The organism is Paractinoplanes pyxinae (assembly GCF_026626335.1).
In the GTDB taxonomy this organism is placed as follows: domain Bacteria; phylum Actinomycetota; class Actinomycetes; order Mycobacteriales; family Micromonosporaceae; genus Actinoplanes; species Actinoplanes pyxinae.
Genome location: NZ_JAPNTZ010000009.1, coordinates 307,129 through 329,165, shown reverse-complemented (window position 1 = coordinate 329,165; position 22,037 = coordinate 307,129). Strand labels below are relative to the sequence as shown.

Genomic DNA, 22,037 nt, shown 5'->3' with positions numbered 1-22,037 from the left:
CCGAGGTACACCACGAAACCTCAGCGGAGAGTTGGGATATGTACAGGACGCCAGGCTCGGCCACCGCAAGAGGCTACTTGACGTGGGTTTACGGGCAGACGCCCACCGCGCACGGACGGCGGCAGATCAATGCAGCATGCACAGAGTTCCAATCAGTGACTGCTCAAGCTCTTGCTGGCAACTTCCAAGGCCATGACGTCGCTGAGCATGTCCTTTTGGCTGGCATGCGCTATAGACGACGACAGGCGGGGGCACTCTACGCACGCGGATGATTACGCTGAGCTCTCCACTGGAGTCGCCTACTCCTGACCAGAGAGGAACCGCGCATGCGCATAAAGGCCCCGGACCTGCGTGTTGGAGACGTAATGCGAATGCGCCGGAAAGTGCGCGGATGGTCTATACGGCAGGCTGCCGATCGGGCCGGGGTTTCCCACACCACCTGGTCACGGATTGAGCGCGGGGAACGATCGGCTGACAATCGATTCATCATAGCGGAGATCGCACGTGCGCTCGAGATTCCTATCGCGGAACTGACAGGGCAGCCTGCTCAGCCTAGTGACCCACTCACCGCGCGCGCACAAGGATATTCGCAGGCCATCGTTCAAGCGCTTGTGGAAACCGACCTAGACGACGATCCGGTCACTAGCATTTCGCCGATTGACCATCTTCGCGCTGAGACTGAGCTGTTAATCAATCTCTTCCATGACAAGTGCGACTATATCGGTCTTGGCCAACGCCTCCCAGGCGTGCTTCGAGCATTGCATGCTATGGCAAATTCCAACGACCGCGAGGAGGCGTTAAGGCTAACAGTGCGCGCTACGCACATGGCTCTGCTAACTCTCCGCTCAATCGGGAGGCCGGCTGAGACGTGGCTTGCCGCGGAGCGATGTAGGCGTGCGGCAGAACAGTTGGAGGATCCTGTTCTTCTGACGATAGCCGGGCACGACCGCGCCTATGCCGCTTTCGCTTGCGGAACTTATGCAAGAGGCGCAACCCTGGCGGCTAATCACTTGGCCGAGGCGGGAAACCATCTCGATAGTCTTGGAGGCTATGAAGCATACGGACAACTCCTCCTCACGACGGCGTACGGCTACATTGCCGTAGGCCGGAGCGAAGATTCCGAGGAGCTAATTCGGGAGGCCGAGCGCGTGGCGAAGTTAACAGGAGAGACCGGACTGCGCAGCAGGACCGGCGAGCTCGTCGTACCGCTGCACTTCGGCCCCACCAATGTTAAATTTTGGCGTATATCGGCGTACGCCGACGGGGAGCAAGAACATAGAGCGGTCCGGCTTGCCCTCGAGACCACACCAGACGCGATCCAGTCCATGAATTGGAAGGGCGGCTTCTACCAGGATCTCGGCAAGGCTATGGCCCGGGTCGGCCGTAGTTCCGATTCCCTTATGATGCTCTTGTCCGCTGAGCGTATCGCGCCACTCAGAACGCGCTCATCTCCGATAGTCCGCGAGACCGCTCGAAGCTTAGCCGAGCACGGGAAATTCAGTGATCGCCGCCGAATTCTTGCCTTATGTGAACGGCTCGGGTTGAGTGTCGAGTAGGTACTGGTGCCAGCTGGCACCAGCGTCGTGCCGCTGTCCGGTTATCGTCGGACTAGACGTGGAGCAGTGTAGTAGAGCCCACGCGATACACGCTCACGGAGTAAGGGACGACGGGCATGAATCATATGAACCAAGCGAGAGAATCCTCAACTTCTTCGGGCGCAAGGCGAATGCCAAGTCGACGTCTCGGTCGACTGACCAACCATGCGAATAGTGATCCAGAAATGGACCCTGCGCTTGGAGTGGTACGCGCTACCCTCATATTTTGTGTCAGCACCGTCGCGTTGCTCGTCGGAGCTGCGGCATGGGGAGCGGCGGCCTTGTCAGACCCAGCAGATCCTAAACTTTTGGCCTTGGTCCTACCGGTAGCGTTGACTACAATCGGTACGCTATTTGCCGCAGCAATGACGGTAATAGGCTTGACTGTTAGGAGGGCTAGAAAGGAAAGAACTAAATGAATGCAGGTCCTCCTCTTCTGTTGCAATCCGGGCGATCTGCCGCAGGGCTGAACGCACTGTTCTCGGCAGATCTGCGCACTCGTGCCCGAGTGGTCTCATGAGCGCTTGCACGTAGCGTGAGCGGGCTCCAGCGACCGTAATATTACCTGGTGGTCCAGGTGCGTGGGTGGCATCGATGACGAACGCGACGTAGGCGGGGCCGGTCCAGGTCGGCACGTAGGTGAAGTCCGCGACCCGCAATCGGTTCGGATGGTCGGCGGTGAACCGTCGCCCGACCAGGTCCGCCGGGCGGCCAGCGCGTTCGTCGGCGATCGTGGTCCGGCGCGTCTTGCCGCGCATCACCCCGCACAGGCCGGCGTGGCGCATGAGCCGTTCGATGGTGCACCGGGCTACCTCGATGCCGTCACGGTTCAAGGCCAGCCGGACTTTGCGGGCGCCCTAGACGCTGTAGTTGTCGGCGTGGACCCGGCGGATCTGTTCGGTCAGGCAGGCGTCGCGGCGGGCCCAGGCCGAGGGCAGCCGACGCACGGCGGCCCGATACGTGCTGGCCGCGATCGGCCACCCGGACGCTGTCAGCGTCCGGCAGATCGGCTCGACGCCGAAATCCTGCCTGTGCTTGTCGATGAAGGTCACGGCCGTCGCGGTGGCCGGTCGAGCTCGGCCGCGAAGAAAGCCGACGCCGACTCCAAGACCTCGTTCGCCCGGCGCAGTTCGGCGTTCTCCTGACGCAGCCCTTTCAGCTCGGCCGCCTCGTCGGTCGCGGTCCCGGCCCGGCCGCCGGTGTTGATCTAGTCCTAACGAACCCATTTACGCAGCGTCTCCGCGGTACAGATTCCCAGTTTCCGGGCGGCTGCGGCGATCGCGGCGTGCTCCGAGGCGTAACTCGGCCGAACCTCGGCGACCATTCACACCGCCCGCTCACGGAGTTCCGCGGGGTATGGCGAAGGGCGTGACATGACTCGATCCTCCAAGAGATCAGGCCGATGTCAAAACCCGGGGCGTTCAGGTTTATCCTTTTTGCAGGGCCATATGCCGATAGGAGTGTCAAGATTCGCTTGAGCTAACGGCGAATCCAGACGGCCTACATCCAACTACCACTCATGATCAGCGACCAATCGCTGGTGCAGCACGATCGCCTCCCGCACGACCGGCCCGCTGGTACGAGTCGGCCAGATTCGCCCGTGCCGTAAACATTTTCGGATACCCCCCACCAATCGCTCGCTATCGGCCAGCAGCCTCTCCCGGCGCCAGACCGGCAGCAGCCTCCCGCATTTCCCCGGCGGTCAGGGCGTGGATCCTCACCGTCCGGACCGCCGGTCGCGTCCGCGCACCAAAGGCCTGGGTCGGTTCGGTCTGGCTGGTCTACGCCTGGTGATGGTGGCCCGGATCGGCCGGACAGCTTGGTTCGGCAGTCTCAGCACGACTTGGCCACCGCGGACCAAAGTTCACCGAGCGAGGATATTCCGCATTGTTGTGGCTGGGTCCCTTGCGGGGCGTGCATCAGTGCATCGCAACGTCTCCGGTTCGGTAATGGAGAGTCGACGCGATGTCGCCTTCGGGTGTGAGCCCGTAGCGTTCCAATTGCCGAGCCAACTTCTTGTGGCCAGTCTGCTGCAGTAGTTCGTGCCATCCGATCAGTGCGGCCAGGTCGCCGCGGTTGGCGGCTTGGCGGTATGTTGCCTCGGCGCCGGCCGGACCTGCGGAGTCCGCACGCAGCGAGGCCAGGTCAAGCAATGCGTCATTGTCGCCGTGATCAGCGGCGAGCTGATACAGCGCTTCGGCGCCGGCGATGTCTCTCGACTTTTCGTGCAAGGACGCCAGCCAGAGCAGCGGTCGAGTCACGCCGTGCTCGGCAGCCTCGCGGCAGACGGCCTCAGCGCCGGCTTGGTCATTCGCTCGATCGCGCCGGTACGCCAGTTCGCTCCAGGCTCGAGCGTTGCCGAGTTCAGCTGCCTGGCGGTACAGGACTTCGGCGGCCTCGGGGTCACCCCCATTCTCGGTGAGCTTGGCCAGGGCCATCACCGCGTTGGTGATCCTTCGGTCGGCAGCAGCTTCGAGCTGAGCGATCGCACCTGCAAGATCACCTTGCTGCTGTCGGAGCTCGGCCAGCAACAGCCACGCTTCGGGCATCTCGAGATCGATGGCGGCGTGACAAAGCTGTTCGGCTCCGGCAATGTCGTGCGCGTTGATACGCCGCTGGAAGAGCCACTGCAGTGCCATCGGGTCGCCGTTGTCAACGGCCTGTCGAAGGAGCCTGTCGGCCCCGAGGCTGTCACCGAGACGCTCGCGGATGCCGGCGAGAGCGACCATCGCGTCGGTGCTGCCACGGTCGACAGCTCGCCGGCAGAGAATCTGGGCGCCGAGGAGGTCCCCCGCGGTGCGGCGCAGGTCGGCGGCGGACAGCAGCGCATCGTTGCTGCCACCCTCAGCGGCCCTGAGCAGTATTGTCTCAGCACCGGCAGGATCCTTGGCTTGTTCTCGTCGGCTGGCGAGAACTTGCAGCGCCGCATCGTCGCCACCGTCGGCGGCCTGCAGCAGGAGTCTCTCGGCACCCGCCTTGTCGCCGGCATGGTGGAGGACGGTGGCAAGGTCGGTCACCGCCCGGGGCTCGCCCAGACCGGCGGCGAGGTTGTAGAACTGGATCGCCTGCTGGAAGCGGAGCCTTCGCCAGGCCTGTTCGCCGAGGTGACGCAGTAGGGCAGGATCCGTGACGTTGGCGGCCAATGCCGCCCATAGGGTTTCGGGCGGGTATATGGCGGCGCGTTCGAGGCGGGCGGTGTGTTCGAGCGAGTCTGCCAACCGGTAGCGCCGTTCGAGGTCGATGGTCGTCAATTCCTGTGGCCGGGGACGGATGGCGGTCAGCGGCCCGCGGGTTCCATTGCACGGTATGGCGGTATAGGCCAAGGCATGATCGAGCCAGTCGTCGGCCAGCGCGTCCCAGTCGTGATCGTCGAGATATCCGGGTGCCGCGCCCTTGAGTAGTGCTCGGCTCAGCCCGACAGGATAACCCAGTCTGCGGGCGTCCATGGCGGCCTCGAGGACCGCACGGGCGGCTGGTGGAGCGGCGCGGTAGTGGGCGTCGAGGGCGGGAGCGCCAGCCAAATACTGGACGATGCGGCCGTTCTCAGCGCGCCGGGCCGCCTCCCGTAGCCGTGGATCGATATCACTGCCGGCAAGTTCAGCAAGCTGGCGTGCGCTGAAGGTGGCAGGCATGAAGATCGCCGTCCCGGTGAGCAGGTCGCGAACCTGCGCGTGCGGGTCCGGTTGTCCGGGACGCGCAGCCGTAGTGAACTGTGACCAGTAGTGCGGCCACGCGGTGGCCAGGACTAGGATCGGCCGTCGCCCGGGGTCGTGCAGCAGCGTGCGCAGGCGGGCAGCGATCTGTTCCCCGAGCGGGCTGGCGCCGGTGTCGAGGTAGTGGTGGGCATCGTTTAGCCAGACGATGGTGTGGGGCCCGACCTGGTCGAGTGCAGTGATCGCTGCTTGCGGCCGTGTCGGGTCGTAGGGATGCCAGATGCGCCATCGGCCCGGTTGCTCAGCGTCGATCTTTCGTACCAGTTCCCAGCAGGCGCGGCTCTTGCCGGTCGCGGGGCCGCCGACCAGGGTCACCAACCGGGACTCACCTGCCAGAACCGATGTGGAGGCCTCCCTGATGGTGGTGTCCACGGGACGCTGCCTGTAGGAGGGCAGGCGCTCGAGGCGTCGGCCGGACGACACGGAGTCGATGGGGTGGTGCACGCCGAGCAGGAAAGGGTCGCATTGGCTGACTGGCGAGCCCAGCCGCGATGGCTCGGGCGTTATCGGCTGACCCGTGGTCACTGATGTCCACAGCTGGGTGAAACGTGTGGCGACTAGGTGGACGTCCTGCCCGGCGAGACGGGCCAGTGTCATCGCGACGGCGAGAGAGTCGTCTTTCGTCGAGCACTCACCCGTACGGATCATCCGGTTGATCTTGTCTTTCGCGGGGCAGCCGTCGAGCCGGTCGTCTGCGGTGATTCGCGCAGCGATGTCCTGCATGGTCGGGCATCCGGCCGCTTCGTAGAGCGTGTACAGGCTGTCGCGAAGATCCCGGCCAGGCCCGGCCGGTAGCGCCGGCCGGGCAACCTTGCGCGGGCGGCGCACCGGCACTCCGCGTTCTGCGGCCGGGCGCCTGTTCGAACGGAACTCGTCGGCATTCATCGCAGAACCAGGATGCCCGGCGTTGTCACCTCCCGCACCCTGCCCGACTCGTCGCGACTGAGCAGAGCAGCCGGCAGGGCAGCGAATCTGAGTGCCCGGTCAGGCACCGGCGCGGCCGGGCCTCATCTCTACCATCGCGGAGGGACTCCCATGACCAAGCGGGATCGAAAAGTACGCACGCTGCGTGAGAAGATCATCTGCGCGGCCGTCGCCGGCTCATTTTCAGGAGTTCTGCGCGCCATGGCGTCTGCCATCCTGCGCTATCTGACGAACCCTGACTAGGGTCGCCTTCCCGGCAGATGCCCGTCGGGCCCCGGCTCGCGGTTCAAATTGTTCTGTAGAGAAGCCTGGTGCCATCGATCCTCGGATACTGGGCATTGTCCTCGCGCATGTATGCGGCGCCGGGCGTGTTGACGCTCAGGCGGGTGCGACAGCTCCCGCCGGCATCCACAGAAGACGGTTGCGGGCAGGAAATGTCAGACCTGTTGCCTACAGTGATGTCCGATCGGTCTCGATCGGGCTGGAGGGTCACGGGGTGGGTAGCTCGGCATCTGGGCAGCAGGACGTGTTAGGCGAGAATCAGCGGAGAAGTGCGATCGCCCGGTTCTGGCGATCGGTGGAGATGTTCCGTGCGAATGTGCTGGAGCCGGTAGACCCGGCGAAATGGCGCTTTGCCGTCCGATCGGCGGCGCAGGTGCCATGGCACGAAACGCACCGTCTGCGCCGGCGGCCGTTCGATGACAACAAGGTGTGGCGGCACACCGTATACGGCGGCATCTTCACGTTGGATCAGATGTATCACACCCTGGAGGACGTGTTCGGGTCGTCTGACGCTGACATGGACGAGCGGATACCTCGGGGCGACAGCGCCGTATTCGCGGTCCGGGTCACCGAGGACGGTCGCCTGCTGCTCGACTCTCTGGTGATCACCACGGCAGCGTGGGCAACTGGTCGTGCGGTCAACCCGGGTCCCGTCAACGGCGGTTGGCTCGAGGGTTTCGACCTGGCCGCCAGCCAGATCGCCGGCGAGGTGCGATCGATGCTGGCCGCCGCCGCCGACGACAAGGTCGCCGCCGACTACCTGAGCCGCGACAAGGTTGTGGTCAGCCGCCCCATCGAGCACGCCGACCTCACGGCGGTCTTCGACGTCGTGATCGAGCAGCTGGGCGTTGACGCTGCCCTGCGACCAGCCGGACTTCGCATACACAGTGAACGGGTCAGTCGCAGGAGCGCCAACGACACCCAGCCGGACCTGCTCAACAGCTTCTTCCTGCAGGATTTGCAACGTGTCACAGACGCGGCCGCCGACGGCGATGTCGGGCCCGCCCTGGCGGCATACCTGGCCGGCGAGGAGACCGCCGGGGCGCTGCCACATCACGACGTGCGCGACAGCGGCACCCAGGACATGCTCATCGACCGTCTCCGCCCCGCGCTGGTCCCAGTGGGACGCTGGCCGGCCAAGACCGGGCATCCTTTGGCGACCAGCCAGCAACTTGCCGTCAACGTCATCACTGAACAGCTTCAAGGCGCAGCAGGGACCTTCGGGGTGAACGGGCCACCCGGCACCGGCAAGACCACGCTGCTGCGCGATCTCGTCGCCAGTCAGGTCGTGCAGCGAGCCCAGCTGCTGGCCGCACTGCGGACACCGAACGCAGCGTTCGACCAGCAGGACGTCGGCTGGAACAGCGACCGAGGCCGCATGGCGATTCGACCTCTGCGCACGGAGTTCACCGGATTCGAGATGGTAGTCGCGTCCATGAACAACGGCGCCATCGACAACGTGGCCAAAGAAATCCCCCAGGCCAAGGCTATCGACCAGACATGGGCAGGGCACAGCGACTATTTCGCCGACCACGCCGGACGGGTCCTCGACGCTCCCGCCTGGGCGCTGATCACTGCACCGCTGGGTAAAAAGTCCAACCGGGAACGGTTCGCCGACCGGCTCTGGTGGGGCCGGACCGCCGACCGCAACGCCGCGTCGGAGCCCGGGCTGCTCGACTGGCTGCGCACACGCGACATGGCCGCCGCTGGCCGCCGCTGGCCGCAAGCCGTCGACGCGTTCCGCACCGCTCTGCAGATCGAAAAGACCTTGCGCGAGGCCCGCCAGAACGCCCACGAAGCGCTGATCAGCCTCCCCCGGCTAGAACACGATCTTGCTGTAGCCGACAGAGAACTGACCGACGCGAGCAATAGTCACGACCAAGCGCGCGCCGCTGCGGCGGTCGCGGCCAGTACCGCTGCCAACGCACAGCAACACGATCAGAACGCCCGGCAACGCTGGCAGGAACACCTGAGCGCCAAGCCTGGCGCGTGGGAGACGTTGTTTACCTTCGGCGCAGCATTACGTCGCTGGCGCGCCGCCCAGGCGCCCTTCGCCGCGACCAGCGCCGCCGCCTACACCGCCGCGGGCATTGCGGTGCAACAGGCGTGGCTGGCCGAGCAGCACAGTCACGCCACGGCGCTGCAACTACAGTCGGCGGCCGACCGCCGCGACCAAGCCCAGCAGCAGGTACGCGCCGTCGACCACAATCTTGATCAAATCCGGCTCCAATGCTCCGACCAGGTACCCGACGCGGCATGGCGCCGCGACGAATACCGCCGGGAGATCGCCGCCCCGTGGCTGGACGGGCAGTGGAACGCCGCCCGCACGCGAGTGTTCCTCGCCGCCCTGGACCTGCACGCCGCCTTCCTGGCGGCAACAGCATCGATCATCCGAAACAACCTGCACGCAATGATCGACATTCTCATCGGTCGTGCCCCAGGCGGTCTCCCGGAGCGATCAATCCGCGCCGCCTGGCAGACCCTCTTCCTGCTCACGCCGGTCGTGTCCAGCACTTTCGCATCGATCGAGCGCATGTTCGCCGGTCTGGGCCGGGAAGCCATCGGCTGGCTCCTGATCGACGAAGCCGGCCAGGCCACTCCGCAAGCCGCGCTCGGCGCGGTCTGGCGCGCCCGCCGCGTCGTCGCCGTCGGCGACCCCCTGCAACTCGAACCCATCATCGGTGTCCTGCACACCATCCAGCAGAAACTGCGCCGTCACCACAACGTCAGCGAGACCTGGCTGCCCCGGTGGACCTCCGTGCAAATTCTCGCCGACAGGGTCACCACCGTCGGCACCCGACTGCCCGGGCCCCACGACGCCGAGGTGTGGGTCGGCGCCCCGCTACGCGTACACCGCCGCTGCGACGACCCCATGTTCACCGTCATCAACGACGCCATCTACAACCAGCTCATGATCCACGCCGTCACGCAACGGCCGCATCCCCTCACCGTCCCGGCCAGCAGCTGGATCGACGTCACCAGCACCGACGCCGACGGCAATTGGATCCCCGAAGAAACCCGTACAGCCGTCAAGGTCTTGGAACACCTCGTCAGCAACGGCGTCCCACCCACCGCCATCATGGCGGTCACACCGTTCCGAGACACTGCCTACCACCTGCGCAAACTCGGCCGAACCTACCCCGGCATCGTCAGTGGAACCGTCCACGTCGCCCAGGGAAAGGAGGCCGACGTCGTCCTGTTCGTCCTCGGCGGCAACCCCGCCAGAACCGGCACTGCTCGGTGGGCCGCCTCCGGACCCAACTTGTTCAACGTTGCGGTCTCACGCGCCAAGCAACGCCTTTATGTCATCGGCAACCATCAGCTCTGGTCACCGCTGCCGTACTTCTCCAGCCTTGCCCAGCACCTACCCCGCCAGAACCTCAGATAGCAAGACGCCGGGCACGACCCAGGAGCATACGAAGCGGTGGGGCTGGCGGTGCCCCGGCGGCGCAGCAACGGCTACCACGAGTACGACCCGATCGCCGTACGCTAGGTCGCGCCGACTGCCTGAGGACTGACGTGACCGATCCCCATCCCGACCTCAACTTCGCCACCTCGGCGCTCATCACCATCGACGCTCAAAAGGGCTTCCTGACCGAGGCGCCGTACGGGGTACCTGGCACCACCGAAGCCCTGCCCGCCATGGCCGATGTCATCGAGGCCTTCCGTACCGCTCACAGACCGATCGTGCTCGTCGTCCGCTTCTATCTACCCGGCGGCAGCGACGCCGACCGAGTCCGCCGGAGCCTGCTGGCCACCGGCGGGGTGGGCGCCGTCGCCGTGAGCCCAGCGCTCCCACTCGATGATCAGCGCGCGGCGTTCAGCGTTAGCCTTCTGTGTCAGCACCTTGAATTCCTGCGGATACCTGATCTCCAGCAGGTACAGCTTGAGCAGCACCGCCAGATCCAGCTCGGCGCCGCCGGCACGGGCGAGGTGCTCACGGACGGCGAGAGCGTTGAGGAACCGCTTGATCGCCCGCGGGCTGCGCCAGACGTGGGCGCCCAGTCCACCGGCGATGCGAGCAGCCAGGATCAGGTGCTCACTCGAAGGACCCGTCGCGGCGTCCTCGCCGGAGACCACATATGGCGCGCGGCCCTGCAGGCGGCGCTGGCGAGCTACCTTGATGACGTTCTCGAATGCTTGTGTGGTGAGTTCGCCGGCGTTCTTGTACATCAGCAGCGCGATGTACGCCTCCGCCTGCTCCAGAGACAGTACCGGCAGGGAGACCGGAAGCTGGATGATTTTCTCGGTGTACAGCTTGGCGAAACCGCCCTTGGCCGTGCTTCCGAGGTGGACCCCGATGGCCTCGCGGATCAGGTCCTCGTCGGCGGCCAGGACGAACGCCATCCCCTTCACCGACAGGAACAGCTTGATGGCCTCCAGCGTCGCCATGATCGTCGGCGGCAGACAGCGGTCGAGATCATCAACCAGGACGACGACCTTGCGGATGCCGTCAACCTCCTCCAGCAGCGTTTCGAACGCCACCCGGAAACCCGCCATGCCCTGAGCGCCGGCCGTGCCCTGCTCGTCGGACGTGTCGGTCTCTGCCTGCTTTGGTCGGGGCGTCAGTGCCTCGATGAGGCCCTCGAAGTCCGGCGACATCTTTACCGCGCTCGACACCAGCACCTGAGCTACTCGTCCCCCAGGCGATGCGCCGCCGCAGGTCACCGAGTCGGGTGACCAGCTTCTCACGCTTCGAGGGCTCGATGTCCGCGATCGTCTCCACGCGGCTCTGCAGTTCGTCGAGGACCTGAGCGATCAACGTGCCGCGCAGGTCCTCAACGTTCTCGAACTCCCACGGGTCGATACGGACCACGACCACGTGGCCTTCTCTTTCCAGCCGTGTTGCGATGAGGTTCAGCGCGGTGGACTTCCCGCCGCCCCAGGCGCTGTGGATCCCGACGGTCACTGGATCGAGCCGCCCGCGGTGACGGCCTTCGCGACCACCTCAGCCACCGCGTCGAAACCGAGCAGATCAAGAATCGCCGGGTTGTCATCGAACAGCGGCGCGGCAAAGTCCGCGTGGGATCCGGGCTCGGTCACCGACAACTCCATCATGATCACTCAGCGCATCGACAAGGAGCCAGCATAGTAGTCAGGAGGCGCATTACCTCGTTCGGCCAGCGTGGCGGAATGCCGGATCGCGGCTATGGGAGAGTGCGCAATTAAGCAAGGGCGCCGGTATCGATCAACAAGGTCTGGCGCGGCAGTGGGCGGGAAGCGTTGATCCAGGAGCGCTCGCTGGCCAGCAGCGTGGTGGCGTGTCGTGTAGCCGCCTCCCCCAACAACTGGTGTCGTTGCGGGATAGCTAGCTGCAAACACCCGTCGCGGCGTGCGATAGCACGCGGTCGATACCGTTGACCTCGTCGAAGATCGCCCTTGATGGGGAGTGCCTCACGTGCGTTGGCGCCAGAGCCTGGTGATTGTGGCAGGAGTTCTCGCCATTCTCGCGTGGGATGTCTCGACCAACCTCCTGGCGAACATCATCCCCATGAGGCGAGCGTTCTGGCCCGTGCTGCTGGTGGTAATCGGCTTGCTGATCGCCTATCTGGCGGGTGCCCAGCGCGACAGTGAGCGCCGGAACTCAAGCGTTGATCTTGACCGTGTTGCGGATGACCTGGCGGAGACCATCGCCGCGACGCTGCGCAACGACGAGGAACAACGCCGTGTCACGCAGCCTGCACCGCTTCCGGTCCGTTGGCATGAGGCAGGCGACGGACTTGCTGACCATCCTGGCAATGTGACCCGCACGGCGATCGGGTCGCAAGGGCCGGCGCTGGACGTCGACGACCGCCTTGAACGGATCGCCACGGTCTATGGCCGTATTCCGTCGCGGCGGCTGGTGGTGCTGGGCGAGGCCGGTTCCGGTAAGACCGTGCTGGCGGGGCGGCTGGCCCGGGGGCTGCTCACCGAGCGTTCACCGGGACAGCCGGTTCCGGTCGTCGTCAACGTTGCCTCCTGGAACCCGAGTGTTCCGCTCCGGGAATGGCTGGCCGGCAAGATCGAACGAGACCACCCGCGGACGGCGCAGAGGTACGCGGGCCGGCAGAGCATTGCCGCAGCGCTGGTGGAAACCGGCCGTGTGCTGCCCCTCCTCGATGGCTTCGACGAAATCAGCCAGCAGCTCCAGGCTGATGCCCTTCGCCAGCTCAGCGAGGCCAGCGACTCACCGCTCGTGGTCACCTGTAGGCCCGAGGAATACACGCAGGCGACACTCACCTCGACAGTGCTTTCCCACGCAGCAGTGGTCGAATTGGAGGACCTCGACCTGCCGGACGTCCTCGACTACCTGAGTCGCACCGTACGCCCGGAATCCGAGGGCCGCGCCGGCATGTGGACAGCGGTCGTGGCCCTTGTGCGAGACGACCCGAACGGCGAATCCGCCACCATGTTGCGTGAGGCGCTGAAGAACCCGCTGATGGTTTTCCTGGCGCGAAGCATCTACTCCGATGCGGGCGAGGCCGACGCGGCGGAACTGGTTGACAGCCACCGGTTTCCTCGCGCCAGCGACATTCAACGGCACCTCGTTGCCGCGTACGTGCCGGCACGTTATCGGGCTACCGGATCGCGGCCATCCTGGCGCCTGGATCACGTGCAGCACTGGTTGGCGCACCTGGCGGACGATCTCGATCGCCGCGGCACCCGCGAGCTGGCGTGGTGGCAGATGGCGGACTCGATACCAGCCCGCAGCCGCGCCCTGATCGCGTGCGTTCCCCTGGTACTCGTGAGCCTCGCCTTCTGGACCTTGGTGCTGAGCAATTTCGTCATGGGCCTCAATTTCTGCGTGTTGGCCTCTCTGCTATACGGGGCGTACTTCGTGGCGCCTGGCCCTCCTCCCGCCCGGGTCAGCTGGACGTGGCGTCGCCCGGCGCGGATCGTCGTAAGGTATGCCCGCAACGGACTACTGATCGGGTTGGCCGGCGGTCTGCTGCTGCTCGGCCCCGCGATCTTCTTCAGCCGCCCCCTCCCGGCGACGGTGTCACCGCTATGGCAAGCCGCCGCCTACGCAGCGTTCTACGCGCTCGGGCCGCTATGCGGCGTAGGTTTCGGGGCCATCGTGGGTGTCTTCGCCGCGATCGCCTCCGGCCTCGAGGACCACGTCGATCTGACCCGATCGACCGATCCCGCCCAGTCCCTCACCGCCGACCGAGCCCGCAGCCTGGCCCGGATCGCCGTCATCGGCCTGTTGCTGACGCTGCTAGCGATCCCCACCGCTGGCTGGTGGGCGGGGATCGCATGGGCGGTGCCGGTATCAGCGCTACTCGTCCTCAGAGACAGCGCCTGGATGCGCTGGCTGTTGTTCGTACGGTGCTGGCTACCCCTGCAGGGCCGACTCCCGTGGCGAGTAGCTGCTTTCCTCAATGACACTCATCAGCGCGGCGTGCTGCGCCGCTCCGGTGCGGTCTACGTTTTTCGGCACGCACTACTCCACGAGCACCTCGCCGCCACAGCGCGGAACACCCGCCAAAGGCACACCCGACGATGGTCTCCGCGTAACCGCGAGCGGCATGTCGCGGCCAAGCTGTAAGCAGTGGGCCATGCGGACGGACGGCAGGAATGAAATTGGTATCCCGAGTTTCCCCGAAATCGTCGACGGGCGGCCTCCCCCAGAGGGTTTCAGGCGCCGGGCGCCAGCCATCGCTTGGGGAGGACCTCACGAGTTTGGACCGCCGCCCGGCTCTCTAGAGGGTAGGACCTTGGGACGCGCCGACGGCTTCTGCACAGCCTTAATAGTTCCAACTTCAACTTGTCGCCACACCGGTTCATGGGCTGCCCGACGCCGCAGACACCGTACATCTGGCGGCGGTGACCTTCGAGTCTGCGCGAGCTGCGCGGGGACCACCGGAGTCAATGAGGGCTGGTGGACCCGCCGCTAAAGACCCACCTGTACTGCGGTGCGATCGGTGCTGGCTCGTTCTTCCGGCGAGTCGCATCGGCGTCGGGTGTGGTCTCTATGCTGCCTGCCATGAGTCAGGGTGTGCGCCGGTTCAAGGTCGAGGCTGAGCTGATCGTTGAGGTGACCGATCCGATAGCCCTCACCCGTGAGGCCCTCGAAGCGGTCGATGCCGTCCCGTTCCCCGCGCAAGGCGACCGAAGCGCGGAGGAGGTCCACGCCGCGGCTCACGCAGAGGTCCGCGATGACGTCGCTGCCGCCTTGGAGTCGCTGACCGACCCGGACGCGATGGTCATCACGGATGCTGGGCTACAGGTCGTCTTGGTGACGGCCAAGCGGTAGGCGACCCGGGGCCACCAGGCCGCTGCCGCGCCGCTCGCCGCCGCCCCTGCGAGGAGCAGGCCGATGGGCAGCTCGGCGGGTAATCCGGCCACTATCGTCACCGCCGCCTACAGGGGGTGATCTGGCCGGGAATCACAGCATGCCTGTCGGCACTGGCCGGATCCGCCGCTAGTCGACGGGCATGGCAGCAGCGTTGTGGCTCGTGCCGAGTAGGCCGGGGACCGAAAGACGGTCGGCCATAGATGAGCTGGTGCCGGGGCCGGGCTCGGACCCTCTACGGCGGCCTGGCGCTTCTACCAGGAGCATGACGCCATCCTGCACGGATTTTGAATCTCAGTGATTCCCCTGCTGCTGCGAGCGGCTTAACTGCTTCGCTTCCGCCGTATCCCAGGCTGAAGAGGCGGAAGTCTGGTTTGCCGTCGCCATCGCTCGCCTGGCACTGTCGAAGACTTGTCGTACCCCCATACGACAATCATCATCAGAGACCACGCCGGGAGGTGAGAACGGTGAGTCAACGGCAGTTCAGCAGCAACGACGCTTCTAGGATCGGGTCTATGGATGCCGCTCGTCAGTCACAGACAGCAGCACTTGTCGCCTTGCTTCGCCAGCCTCGTGCCCGGTGGCAGGACATCGCAGCAGAGGTCCTTGCCGAGGGTGAGGCCGTGGGCGTACTAGAACGGACGCTGGGTAGCAGCGATACGTTGTTCCCCGACCACGATGCGATGAGGACCGCTCACAGCGACGCTCTGGATGAGCTCCGGGCGTGGGAGCAGAGCGGTATAGCTGTGCATAGCCTGCTGGACGCGTCGTACCCGGCACGGCTGCGTGACATCCGGGAGATGCCTCCGGTGGTCTTCACCCGAGGGTTACAGGCTGATGACCGGCGTGCGGTGGCTGTGGTCGGTACCCGAAAGCCCTCAGACCGGGGGCTGAGCGATGCGCAAGCCATCGCGACCGCGCTCGCCGAGTCCGGTGTGACCGTTGTTTCCGGCCTAGCGTCGGGTATCGACACCGCGGCGCATACGGCGGCGCTGAGGGCAGGTGGCCGCACCGTCGCGGTTGTCGGTACTGGCGTGAATCGCTTCTACCCGGCGCAGAACCGTGAGCTGCAGCAGCGCATCGTCCAAGAAGGGCTGGTTCTGAGTCAGTTCTGGCCGGATGCGTCGCCGACACGTCAGAGTTTCCCGATGCGTAACGCCGTGATGAGTGGGTATTCCGCCGCGACCGTGGTGGTCGAGGCCGCCTATCAGAGTGGCGCCCGGATCCAGGCGCGGCTGGCACTGCAGCATGGCCGGCCTGTGGTTCTGGCCGAGTCGCTGCTGCAGCACGACTGGGCGCAGAGCTACGCCAGTAGGCCCGGCGTCGTGGTGGTCAGCAGCAAGGATCAGCTGATCGCTGCGGTTAATCAGATCGTTGAGCAGATCCCGAACGCTGATGACGCGCTGGAAGGTCTGCCACGCCTTGCCGACGCTTAGGCAATGGGCCGATGCCCAGACCGGTGAGCAGCATGCCGTCCTAAGACAGCGTAACTACCTGCGCAATCCTCTGCCGGCCGGTGAGGGTATCTGCGTGGTGTGCCATAGCAGCGCTGGAGAAGGCTTCGCCCGCTGCTACCAGTGCGAACAACACCGTATGGCTGGCGGTGATGGCCTGGCTGACGTTGTTGCACCGATCGCCTACGCGGTGAAGGGCGACCAGCATGCCCACGCCTTGGCCGTCTATAAGGCGAATCGGCCGTCTGCCCTGGCCAAACGGAATCTGTCCTCGCTGGCGATCCTGTTTATCGCTTACCACTGGGAGTGTCTCGCTCGCGCGGTCGGCGGCGACTTCACCCATATCGCGAGCGTGCCCTCCACGCGGGGTCGGCCGGGCTCCCATCCCGTTGACGACGTTGTGACCAGACGCATCAGTATCCCCGCTGTCTCGGTGAAGGCAAATGCGGTTTATCAGTCAGACGACCGCCGGTTTCATCCCGACCGCTTCGTCGTAGATGCCGGCATCGACGGAGCCCGCGTACTGTTGGTCGACGACACTTGGACCACGGGAAGCAGGATCCAGTCGTTGGCCCTCGCCCTCAAACGCGCCGGCGCCGCCGCCGTAGCGATCGTGGTCCTTGGCCGGCACGTCAATCCCGGCTATGGGCCGTCTAAGGCTCTGGTGGCCCGGCTGCGCCAAGAACCCGATTTTGACCTGCGGAAATGTGTGCTGGAAAGCGAGCCAGTCAGCTAGCGACGCGGCCTCCACTGCGCCGATGTGACGCCCGATACCGGGTCACGGAAGCCGGATTTTGGTTGGCCGATACCAGGCGTCTGAGCCGGATCGCGTTAGCCGGTCGGTGAAGTCGTTCCACGCCGCATCGACATCGGCCACCCGGGAAGTCAGCTCGGCCATCTGCATCGCGAACCACAGATCGTCCAGTGCCTGGACTCCGGCGGGCAGGTACAGATAGATCCGTTTCCCGAGCGCCCGGGCATAGCCGATCTCGGCCAACGACCCGTACGCAGTCGGTTCGTCGATCCACGCGAAGATGTGCGTGCAGTCCTCGATCGCGGCTAGGCACCGCTTGACGACCTCCTCGCGCGGGAGGCCGGGGTAGGCCCCGCCGCAGGCCGCACTTCCGGCGGCGACGCCGTGGGCGTTCGTGCCGTGGAAGCAGCCGTGATCATCGCTGAGGAAGTGCGGCCCGACGTAGACCCCGCCCGGCAGGGACCGGATAGGTACGGCGTCCGGCCATATCCGCAGCGAAGGATCCTCGTACTGCGCCCAGTCAGTGACGGGGAACAGCGACGTTCGCCAGCCGTTCTGGACGATCTTTCCTGCCGCGTAGATCCTCACGCCCGAAAACCGCTCCACTTGCTGTCCCTCCATCACGCGTTCCGGTCGCCGGTGCGAGCCAGCTCCCAGACGCGAGCCTGCCAAGCGGTACAGGAAAGGCCCGGGCCCTCCGGCAACAACTTTGCCCACCCTATGTGTTGATACCATCACTGACGTCTATGGCTGACTGCTCTCGAGGCACTGGAGGACCCGTGGCATACCGCAGTATTCCTCGCCCCGCAGCCTATGGGCGAATGACGACCACCGATCAATGGTCTACGTGGGCCATCGAGCAGCACGTGGTCCGTCCGGTCGCCACCAGCCAGTCCTGCGATCTCTGCTTCGGCGCGGTCGGATACCGCTCCGACGGGATTCCCTTCCAACGCTGCAACCATTGCGACAGCTACCCCAGGGCGTTGGACACCTACGTGCCGATCTGCTCATCGCTGGACGACGGGCTCGAATCCCTTCTCCACCGATATAAGGATTTCGGCGTCCAGTACCGGTGGATGGCGGCGCCACTCACCTCGCTGTTGAAGGATTTTCTCGAGCGTCACCTGCCATGCCTGGAGGCTCGCTCCGGAAGGCTCCACGTCGCCACCATTGTTCCCAGCGGCAACGACGGACGTGCTTTCGACCACCTGCGAGACGCCATACGACTTATCGACGACTGGCCTATTCGATGGACGTTCGACCTGATCGGCAAGGCGAAGTCAGGCCGGCCCGAACGAGGTGTGATCGACCCGACCTTCTACCGGGCGGGCCAAGCTGCACCGTCCGGGATCGGCGTTCTTCTGGTCGACGACACCTGGACCTCCGGTTCCACACTGATAAGCGCTGCCATGTGTCTGCGCGGCCGCGGCCTTCCTCGCATTGCCGGACTCACGATCGGCCGACAACTACACGCCGGCTTCGGCAACTCCGAACAGCTCATCGACCAGGTCACGCGGACACAGTTCGATATGAACACCTGCGCGCTCGAGCGGTGACCGGAGCGGAAGGCCGTAGGGAGGGGGCGCCTACTGGGGCTTTGTTGCGCTGACCGCGTCGGCTGGTTCCCGTACGAGGTCGGATCGGCGCGGCCACATTCGAGACCGCGCTGGTCGCCTGAACCCCAAGACCTCGGGAGCACCTTATATCTGTCCGCCTGCTCTACCACAGCACCTCGGTCAGCACGGTCATGGAGACACCGTGGCCGCATCGGCCTCGGCCCCGAGTGGTGGGAGACGTCCAGACGGAAGACGATGCGTGGAAAGCAGCGCGGGAGAAACCCATGACCGATGACTCGCAAGCTGCTGCCCATGACAGCGGCGACCATCGCCGCCGATGGCCCATTAACCGCTGGACTGGCCGCCTGGCCGGCGTGCTCCGCTCAGTAGCGGCCCTCATCACCGGCTTTACGAGGCTGCCAACCCGCTGAAGCCCCGTGGAGGCTGGCCATGTGCGGCGCCGCGGCCGGAACGGCGAGGGTCCGGGTCGATAATGGCTCTTTGTGTCAGGCTCTGAGGTGCTGCCTGCGGAGTGCATCAAGGAGAGCGATAGTTAACTGTCTACGATCCGTGGGTTCCAGCATAACGAGTGGACCGCTGAACGTTGATCGTCTGCAAGGAGTGCGCCCCGCGCGGGAACCTGATCGATAGTCCTAGCGGAACGTGACCATTAACCGTACACCTGATCGACCGCGATCACTCGACGACAAGCCGTACTGAAATCCACCTTCGAGTAGGCCAAATCAACCGTCTGGGGTACGCCGTGCAGCAACATAAAGCCTACCGTGAGTAGTCATGATGCTATAGAGAAGGTCACGACTCTTCGGAGGTTTCGTGTTCGTGTTCCGTCGGACCACCGCCACCTGGATCACATTGATCATCCTGACCCTCACCGGATGTGGCACGACCGAGCTAAATAGCGGTCCAACCCCGTCGACCGCCCCAACAAGCACGTCGACGAGCCCTGCGATGACGACTTCCTCCGGTCGGCGGCCGGTTGCACCCGTGACCGCGTGTCCAACGGCCGCCCAGCACTCCGCTAAACAGACCGGGAACGACCTGCTGGCTACTACCTTGAACTATCTCGCAGGCAGCCTGCAGGACAACATCATTTTGTCCGCACAGTCGCTTACGAAGCTGCCAGAGGCGCTCAGTACTAGCCAGTCCGTCGATATGGATTACGGCTATGCCCAAGGGGCGTTCGCCTCCGACGGTGGAGTTGCCCGGGTTGCGCTCGAGAACAGGACGGGCCGGAAGATCAGTATCTACGACGTCCGTCCAGCCAACATCGTGTCCGAGTGCCTGCCCTTGGCTGCGCTGATCGAGTACTACAGCGAAGGCGGTGACCCCGCGCAAATGGTATTCGACATGGACGCCGCAGCCCCCATTGCGAAAGCGATGGACGATTCCGGAAAAATTTTAGGGAAATACTTCCTCGAGTACCCCAGCATCGATCTCGACCCGCACGAGAAGAAAACATTCCTCTGGAGTTTCTTAACAGATAAAGGTGCTTACACCTTCGACATGCTTATCTCCTACGAGGTGGGCGGCCGGAAGGCGCAGACAATCCTCCGGAACGGCATCGTCCCATTCCGGGTGGCCACTAGCCTCTGTCCGCCTCCAGACGCACGGCTCGGTATGACGCCGGACGAAGTGCAGCACATGAGCTCGCTGCGATACGAGAATGTGCGGCAACGCGATGGGCTGAAGATCATCGAGAAAACGCCCGCCGACTTCGCGGCTGAGTGTGCCACATGGTGAGGGTCGATAAGATCGGTTTGGCCGCCGTAATCCTTCTGGGCGGCTGCAGCACTGAACGGCTACCAATACCACCGACACAGTCGGCTACCGCGAGCAGCGCGGGAAGCCCCGCACTGCCGACCTCAACCTCGTCTGCGGCGCTGCCCTCGACGCTTTCCATCCCCCAACCGATCGAACTCCGTCAGCTACGCATCTGCTCAAACGATTGCGCAGTCACTGGCTCCGTTCGGATCAACCATCCTTCGTGGGGCTCAATCTGGATCCTAACCATCAAAACTGGCGGCACAGAGCAGAGCGAACCATGGTTGTCCTACGAGACGCTGGTTGTCGCCATGGATAGCACGCGGACGGTTCGATGGAAGCGTAAAGGTGGGGACTGGTCGGTGTTCCAACCGGCGAAGCCGAGCAGCGACAGGACGGGGCACGTGTTTCTTCGGTACAACGCTGGCAGGGATGATGGCTTAGTAGTTCTTTCACCGATCCCCACCGGACTCGATGATCTGCGAACCATGTCCGAGGACAAGGATAAGGCCGGCTCTCGCTTCGACTCCTCAACGCTTGTCGATCGTGACCGAGACGGCGTGCAGGAGATCAGCCAGTCCTTCAACCAATGCGAACCCACCTGCGCCGAGGGCGAATATGTGACCACGTTCTACCGGTGGAACGGAAAAGATTATGTCGCCGACTAGGATTATGACCTTTCTCCGGGACATGGCGGCAGTGTCCTTGGCTGCGGTGCTCGTCCGACCGAGAAGGCGCCAGTCCCACTCGGACGCTACCGATTCGACCGCGCCAAATTTGATGACCGAACAGGCGATGCTGAGCGCCACCAAAACCACCGCTCGGGCGACATGGGCCGGCGCGGCGGTCGCACTCGTCGCTGTGGTTCTATCTGCAGTCGCATGGTCCGGTCAACGCAAGCTGAACCATGACCAGCAGGAACTTAACCGTGGCCAGAAGCAACTCAATCAGGATCAAGGCGAGATCAACAAATTCCTGCTCCTGCGGGCTCAACGGGTTTACGCCTCACGTGTGGCGATCTGGGCAATGAACGGCCGTGAAAAGACCAGCGACTTCCCAGCTGGCTTAGACGTCTTTATCCAGAATCGGGCGCCCGTGCCCCTTCGGACCGTGAAAATCCAAGCGCCGCTCGATACCCGCAGTCCGTCGAACGGATCAATCTCGATCGGTGACATTCCGCCGTGCACGTTGCGCACGTTCCGGCTCTCAGCCCCGCCGCCGCATAAATTCCGGAACGAAGCGAGCGGCTGGCTTAGTTATTCTGGCTTAACTCTTGAATTCTCGGAGACTGATCGGCAATGGATCCTGCAACCCGATCACCTAGAACTGATCATAAAATCGCCTGCAGGCGATGCACAATTGCTGTCATTACTGGTGCCCCGCCCGCCGGAGACGAAGGACCTCACTGACTGCTCAGAATCCGGCTGACCACCACCTTGCGCGCGTCAATATTGGGCGCGCTTTCTGGAGCCAGACTGCTCCGATGCCGACGTGGTCACCCATCACAGCTTGATTGGTGCATCCGTGTGGGCGGTGCTTCAGTTGAAGATGATGTGGCTCAGGGCAGCAGGTCGACCGGCAGCACGCTGGTGATTATCCGATGGCGCAGACGTGGATGCTGGCCCAGACGACACAGGTGTCGTCTACCGACGGCTATAGAGGCGCTCGACGACTCGTCGGACCACAGCCTCCTGCACCATAA

The 22,037-nt window shown here is 64.5% G+C and carries 15 protein-coding genes and 3 pseudogenes; 12 read left to right on the top strand and 6 right to left on the bottom strand.

Going from position 1 to position 22,037, the window contains the following annotated elements; all coding sequences use genetic code 11:
• Positions 1–326 precede the first annotated feature (326 nt).
• Together OWR29_RS48170 and OWR29_RS26575 are read left to right on the top strand one after the other, a co-directional pair.
• Positions 327–521 (top strand): annotated as a pseudogene (locus OWR29_RS48170) (helix-turn-helix domain-containing protein); the annotation flags it as partial.
• Positions 522–611: 90 nt separating this feature from the next.
• On the top strand, positions 612–1,556 hold the full coding sequence (locus tag OWR29_RS26575) for a hypothetical protein (protein WP_267565970.1): 945 nt from the start codon (positions 612–614) through the stop codon (positions 1,554–1,556).
• Between the two features lie 626 nt (positions 1,557–2,182).
• Here OWR29_RS26575 and OWR29_RS26570 read toward each other — a convergent pair.
• Both OWR29_RS26570 and OWR29_RS26565 read right to left on the bottom strand, forming a co-directional pair.
• Positions 2,183–2,919: pseudogene (locus OWR29_RS26570) on the bottom strand (IS3 family transposase); the annotation flags it as partial.
• A gap of 595 nt (positions 2,920–3,514) precedes the next feature.
• The gene (locus OWR29_RS26565; RefSeq protein WP_267565969.1) at positions 3,515–6,193 is read right to left on the bottom strand and encodes a tetratricopeptide repeat protein; all 2,679 of its coding nucleotides are present in this window, start codon (positions 6,191–6,193) and stop codon (positions 3,515–3,517) included.
• Between the two features lie 150 nt (positions 6,194–6,343).
• Between OWR29_RS26565 and OWR29_RS26560 the strand changes: the two genes are divergently transcribed.
• Positions 6,344–6,475: a hypothetical protein gene (locus OWR29_RS26560; RefSeq protein WP_267565968.1), complete on the top strand. Its 132-nt coding sequence runs from the start codon at positions 6,344–6,346 to the stop codon at positions 6,473–6,475.
• Positions 6,476–6,758: 283 nt separating this feature from the next.
• The gene (locus OWR29_RS26555) at positions 6,759–9,902 is read left to right on the top strand and encodes a DEAD/DEAH box helicase (RefSeq protein ID WP_267565967.1); all 3,144 of its coding nucleotides are present in this window, start codon (positions 6,759–6,761) and stop codon (positions 9,900–9,902) included.
• A gap of 320 nt (positions 9,903–10,222) precedes the next feature.
• Here the strand turns inward: OWR29_RS26555 and OWR29_RS26550 are convergent, their stop codons facing one another.
• From OWR29_RS26550 to OWR29_RS26545, 3 genes and pseudogenes are all read right to left on the bottom strand, one after another.
• Entirely contained in the window at positions 10,223–11,140 is a 918-nt protein-coding gene (locus OWR29_RS26550) for a KAP family P-loop NTPase fold protein (RefSeq protein ID WP_267565966.1), read from the bottom strand.
• An 88-nt stretch (positions 11,141–11,228) separates the two neighbouring features.
• Positions 11,229–11,423: pseudogene (locus OWR29_RS48165) on the bottom strand (P-loop NTPase fold protein); the annotation flags it as partial.
• Positions 11,420–11,557 carry a hypothetical protein gene (locus tag OWR29_RS26545; RefSeq protein WP_267565965.1) on the bottom strand — a complete coding sequence of 46 codons (138 nt, stop codon included), beginning with the start codon at positions 11,555–11,557 and terminating at the stop codon, positions 11,420–11,422. The gene OWR29_RS26545 and the pseudogene OWR29_RS48165, both read right to left, overlap by 4 nt.
• Before the next feature lie 355 nt (positions 11,558–11,912).
• On the opposite strand from OWR29_RS26545, the gene OWR29_RS26540 reads away from it, so the two are divergent.
• From OWR29_RS26540 to OWR29_RS26525, 4 genes are all read left to right on the top strand, one after another.
• The gene (locus OWR29_RS26540) at positions 11,913–14,042 is read left to right on the top strand and encodes an NACHT domain-containing protein (RefSeq protein WP_267565964.1); all 2,130 of its coding nucleotides are present in this window, start codon (positions 11,913–11,915) and stop codon (positions 14,040–14,042) included.
• Between the two features lie 333 nt (positions 14,043–14,375).
• The gene (locus OWR29_RS26535) at positions 14,376–14,750 is read left to right on the top strand and encodes a hypothetical protein (RefSeq protein ID WP_267565963.1); all 375 of its coding nucleotides are present in this window, start codon (positions 14,376–14,378) and stop codon (positions 14,748–14,750) included.
• Positions 14,751–15,304: 554 nt separating this feature from the next.
• Positions 15,305–16,225 (top strand): DNA-processing protein DprA, encoded by a 921-nt coding sequence (locus OWR29_RS26530; RefSeq protein ID WP_267565962.1) that lies wholly within the window; start codon positions 15,305–15,307, stop codon positions 16,223–16,225.
• Positions 16,185–16,979, top strand: a complete 795-nt coding sequence (locus OWR29_RS26525; RefSeq protein WP_267565961.1) for a hypothetical protein — start codon at positions 16,185–16,187, stop codon at positions 16,977–16,979. Before OWR29_RS26530 ends, OWR29_RS26525 begins: the two co-directional genes overlap by 41 nt.
• Before the next feature lie 42 nt (positions 16,980–17,021).
• On the opposite strand, the gene OWR29_RS26520 is transcribed toward OWR29_RS26525, so the two are convergent.
• Entirely contained in the window at positions 17,022–17,618 is a 597-nt protein-coding gene (locus OWR29_RS26520) for a TIR domain-containing protein (RefSeq protein WP_267565960.1), read from the bottom strand.
• A gap of 200 nt (positions 17,619–17,818) precedes the next feature.
• Here OWR29_RS26520 and OWR29_RS26515 point away from each other — a divergent pair, with 200 nt between their 5' ends.
• The 4 genes from OWR29_RS26515 to OWR29_RS26500 all read left to right on the top strand — a co-directional run bounded on the left by OWR29_RS26515 (position 17,819) and on the right by OWR29_RS26500 (position 21,763).
• Complete coding sequence (locus OWR29_RS26515; RefSeq protein WP_267565959.1) at positions 17,819–18,553, top strand: phosphoribosyltransferase; 735 nt, start codon at positions 17,819–17,821, stop codon at positions 18,551–18,553.
• Between the two features lie 969 nt (positions 18,554–19,522).
• A complete protein-coding gene (locus OWR29_RS26510; RefSeq protein WP_267565958.1) occupies positions 19,523–20,314 on the top strand; it encodes a hypothetical protein in 792 nt (263 codons plus the stop codon).
• A gap of 509 nt (positions 20,315–20,823) precedes the next feature.
• Complete coding sequence (locus tag OWR29_RS26505; RefSeq protein WP_267565957.1) at positions 20,824–21,003, top strand: hypothetical protein; 180 nt, start codon at positions 20,824–20,826, stop codon at positions 21,001–21,003.
• A gap of 4 nt (positions 21,004–21,007) precedes the next feature.
• Positions 21,008–21,763, top strand: coding sequence for a hypothetical protein (locus tag OWR29_RS26500; protein ID WP_267565956.1), 756 nt, complete (start codon positions 21,008–21,010; stop codon positions 21,761–21,763).
• The last annotated feature ends 274 nt before the right edge of the window (positions 21,764–22,037 follow it).

Bases quoted from the DNA above. Each gene is read 5' to 3' on its own strand.
- OWR29_RS26565 (WP_267565969.1), bottom strand. From the start codon at position 6,193: ATGAATGCCGACGAGTTCCGTTCGAACAGGCGCCCGGCCGCAGAACGC.
- OWR29_RS26560 (WP_267565968.1), top strand. From the start codon at position 6,344: ATGACCAAGCGGGATCGAAAAGTACGCACGCTGCGTGAGAAGATCATC.
- OWR29_RS26530 (WP_267565962.1), top strand. From the start codon at position 15,305: ATGGATGCCGCTCGTCAGTCACAGACAGCAGCACTTGTCGCCTTGCTT.
- OWR29_RS26525 (WP_267565961.1), top strand. From the start codon at position 16,185: ATGACGCGCTGGAAGGTCTGCCACGCCTTGCCGACGCTTAGGCAATGG.
- OWR29_RS26520 (WP_267565960.1), bottom strand. From the start codon at position 17,618: ATGGAGGGACAGCAAGTGGAGCGGTTTTCGGGCGTGAGGATCTACGCG.
- OWR29_RS26515 (WP_267565959.1), top strand. From the start codon at position 17,819: ATGACGACCACCGATCAATGGTCTACGTGGGCCATCGAGCAGCACGTG.
- OWR29_RS26510 (WP_267565958.1), top strand. From the start codon at position 19,523: ATGACGACTTCCTCCGGTCGGCGGCCGGTTGCACCCGTGACCGCGTGT.
- OWR29_RS26505 (WP_267565957.1), top strand. From the start codon at position 20,824: ATGTCCGAGGACAAGGATAAGGCCGGCTCTCGCTTCGACTCCTCAACG.
- OWR29_RS26500 (WP_267565956.1), top strand. From the start codon at position 21,008: ATGACCTTTCTCCGGGACATGGCGGCAGTGTCCTTGGCTGCGGTGCTC.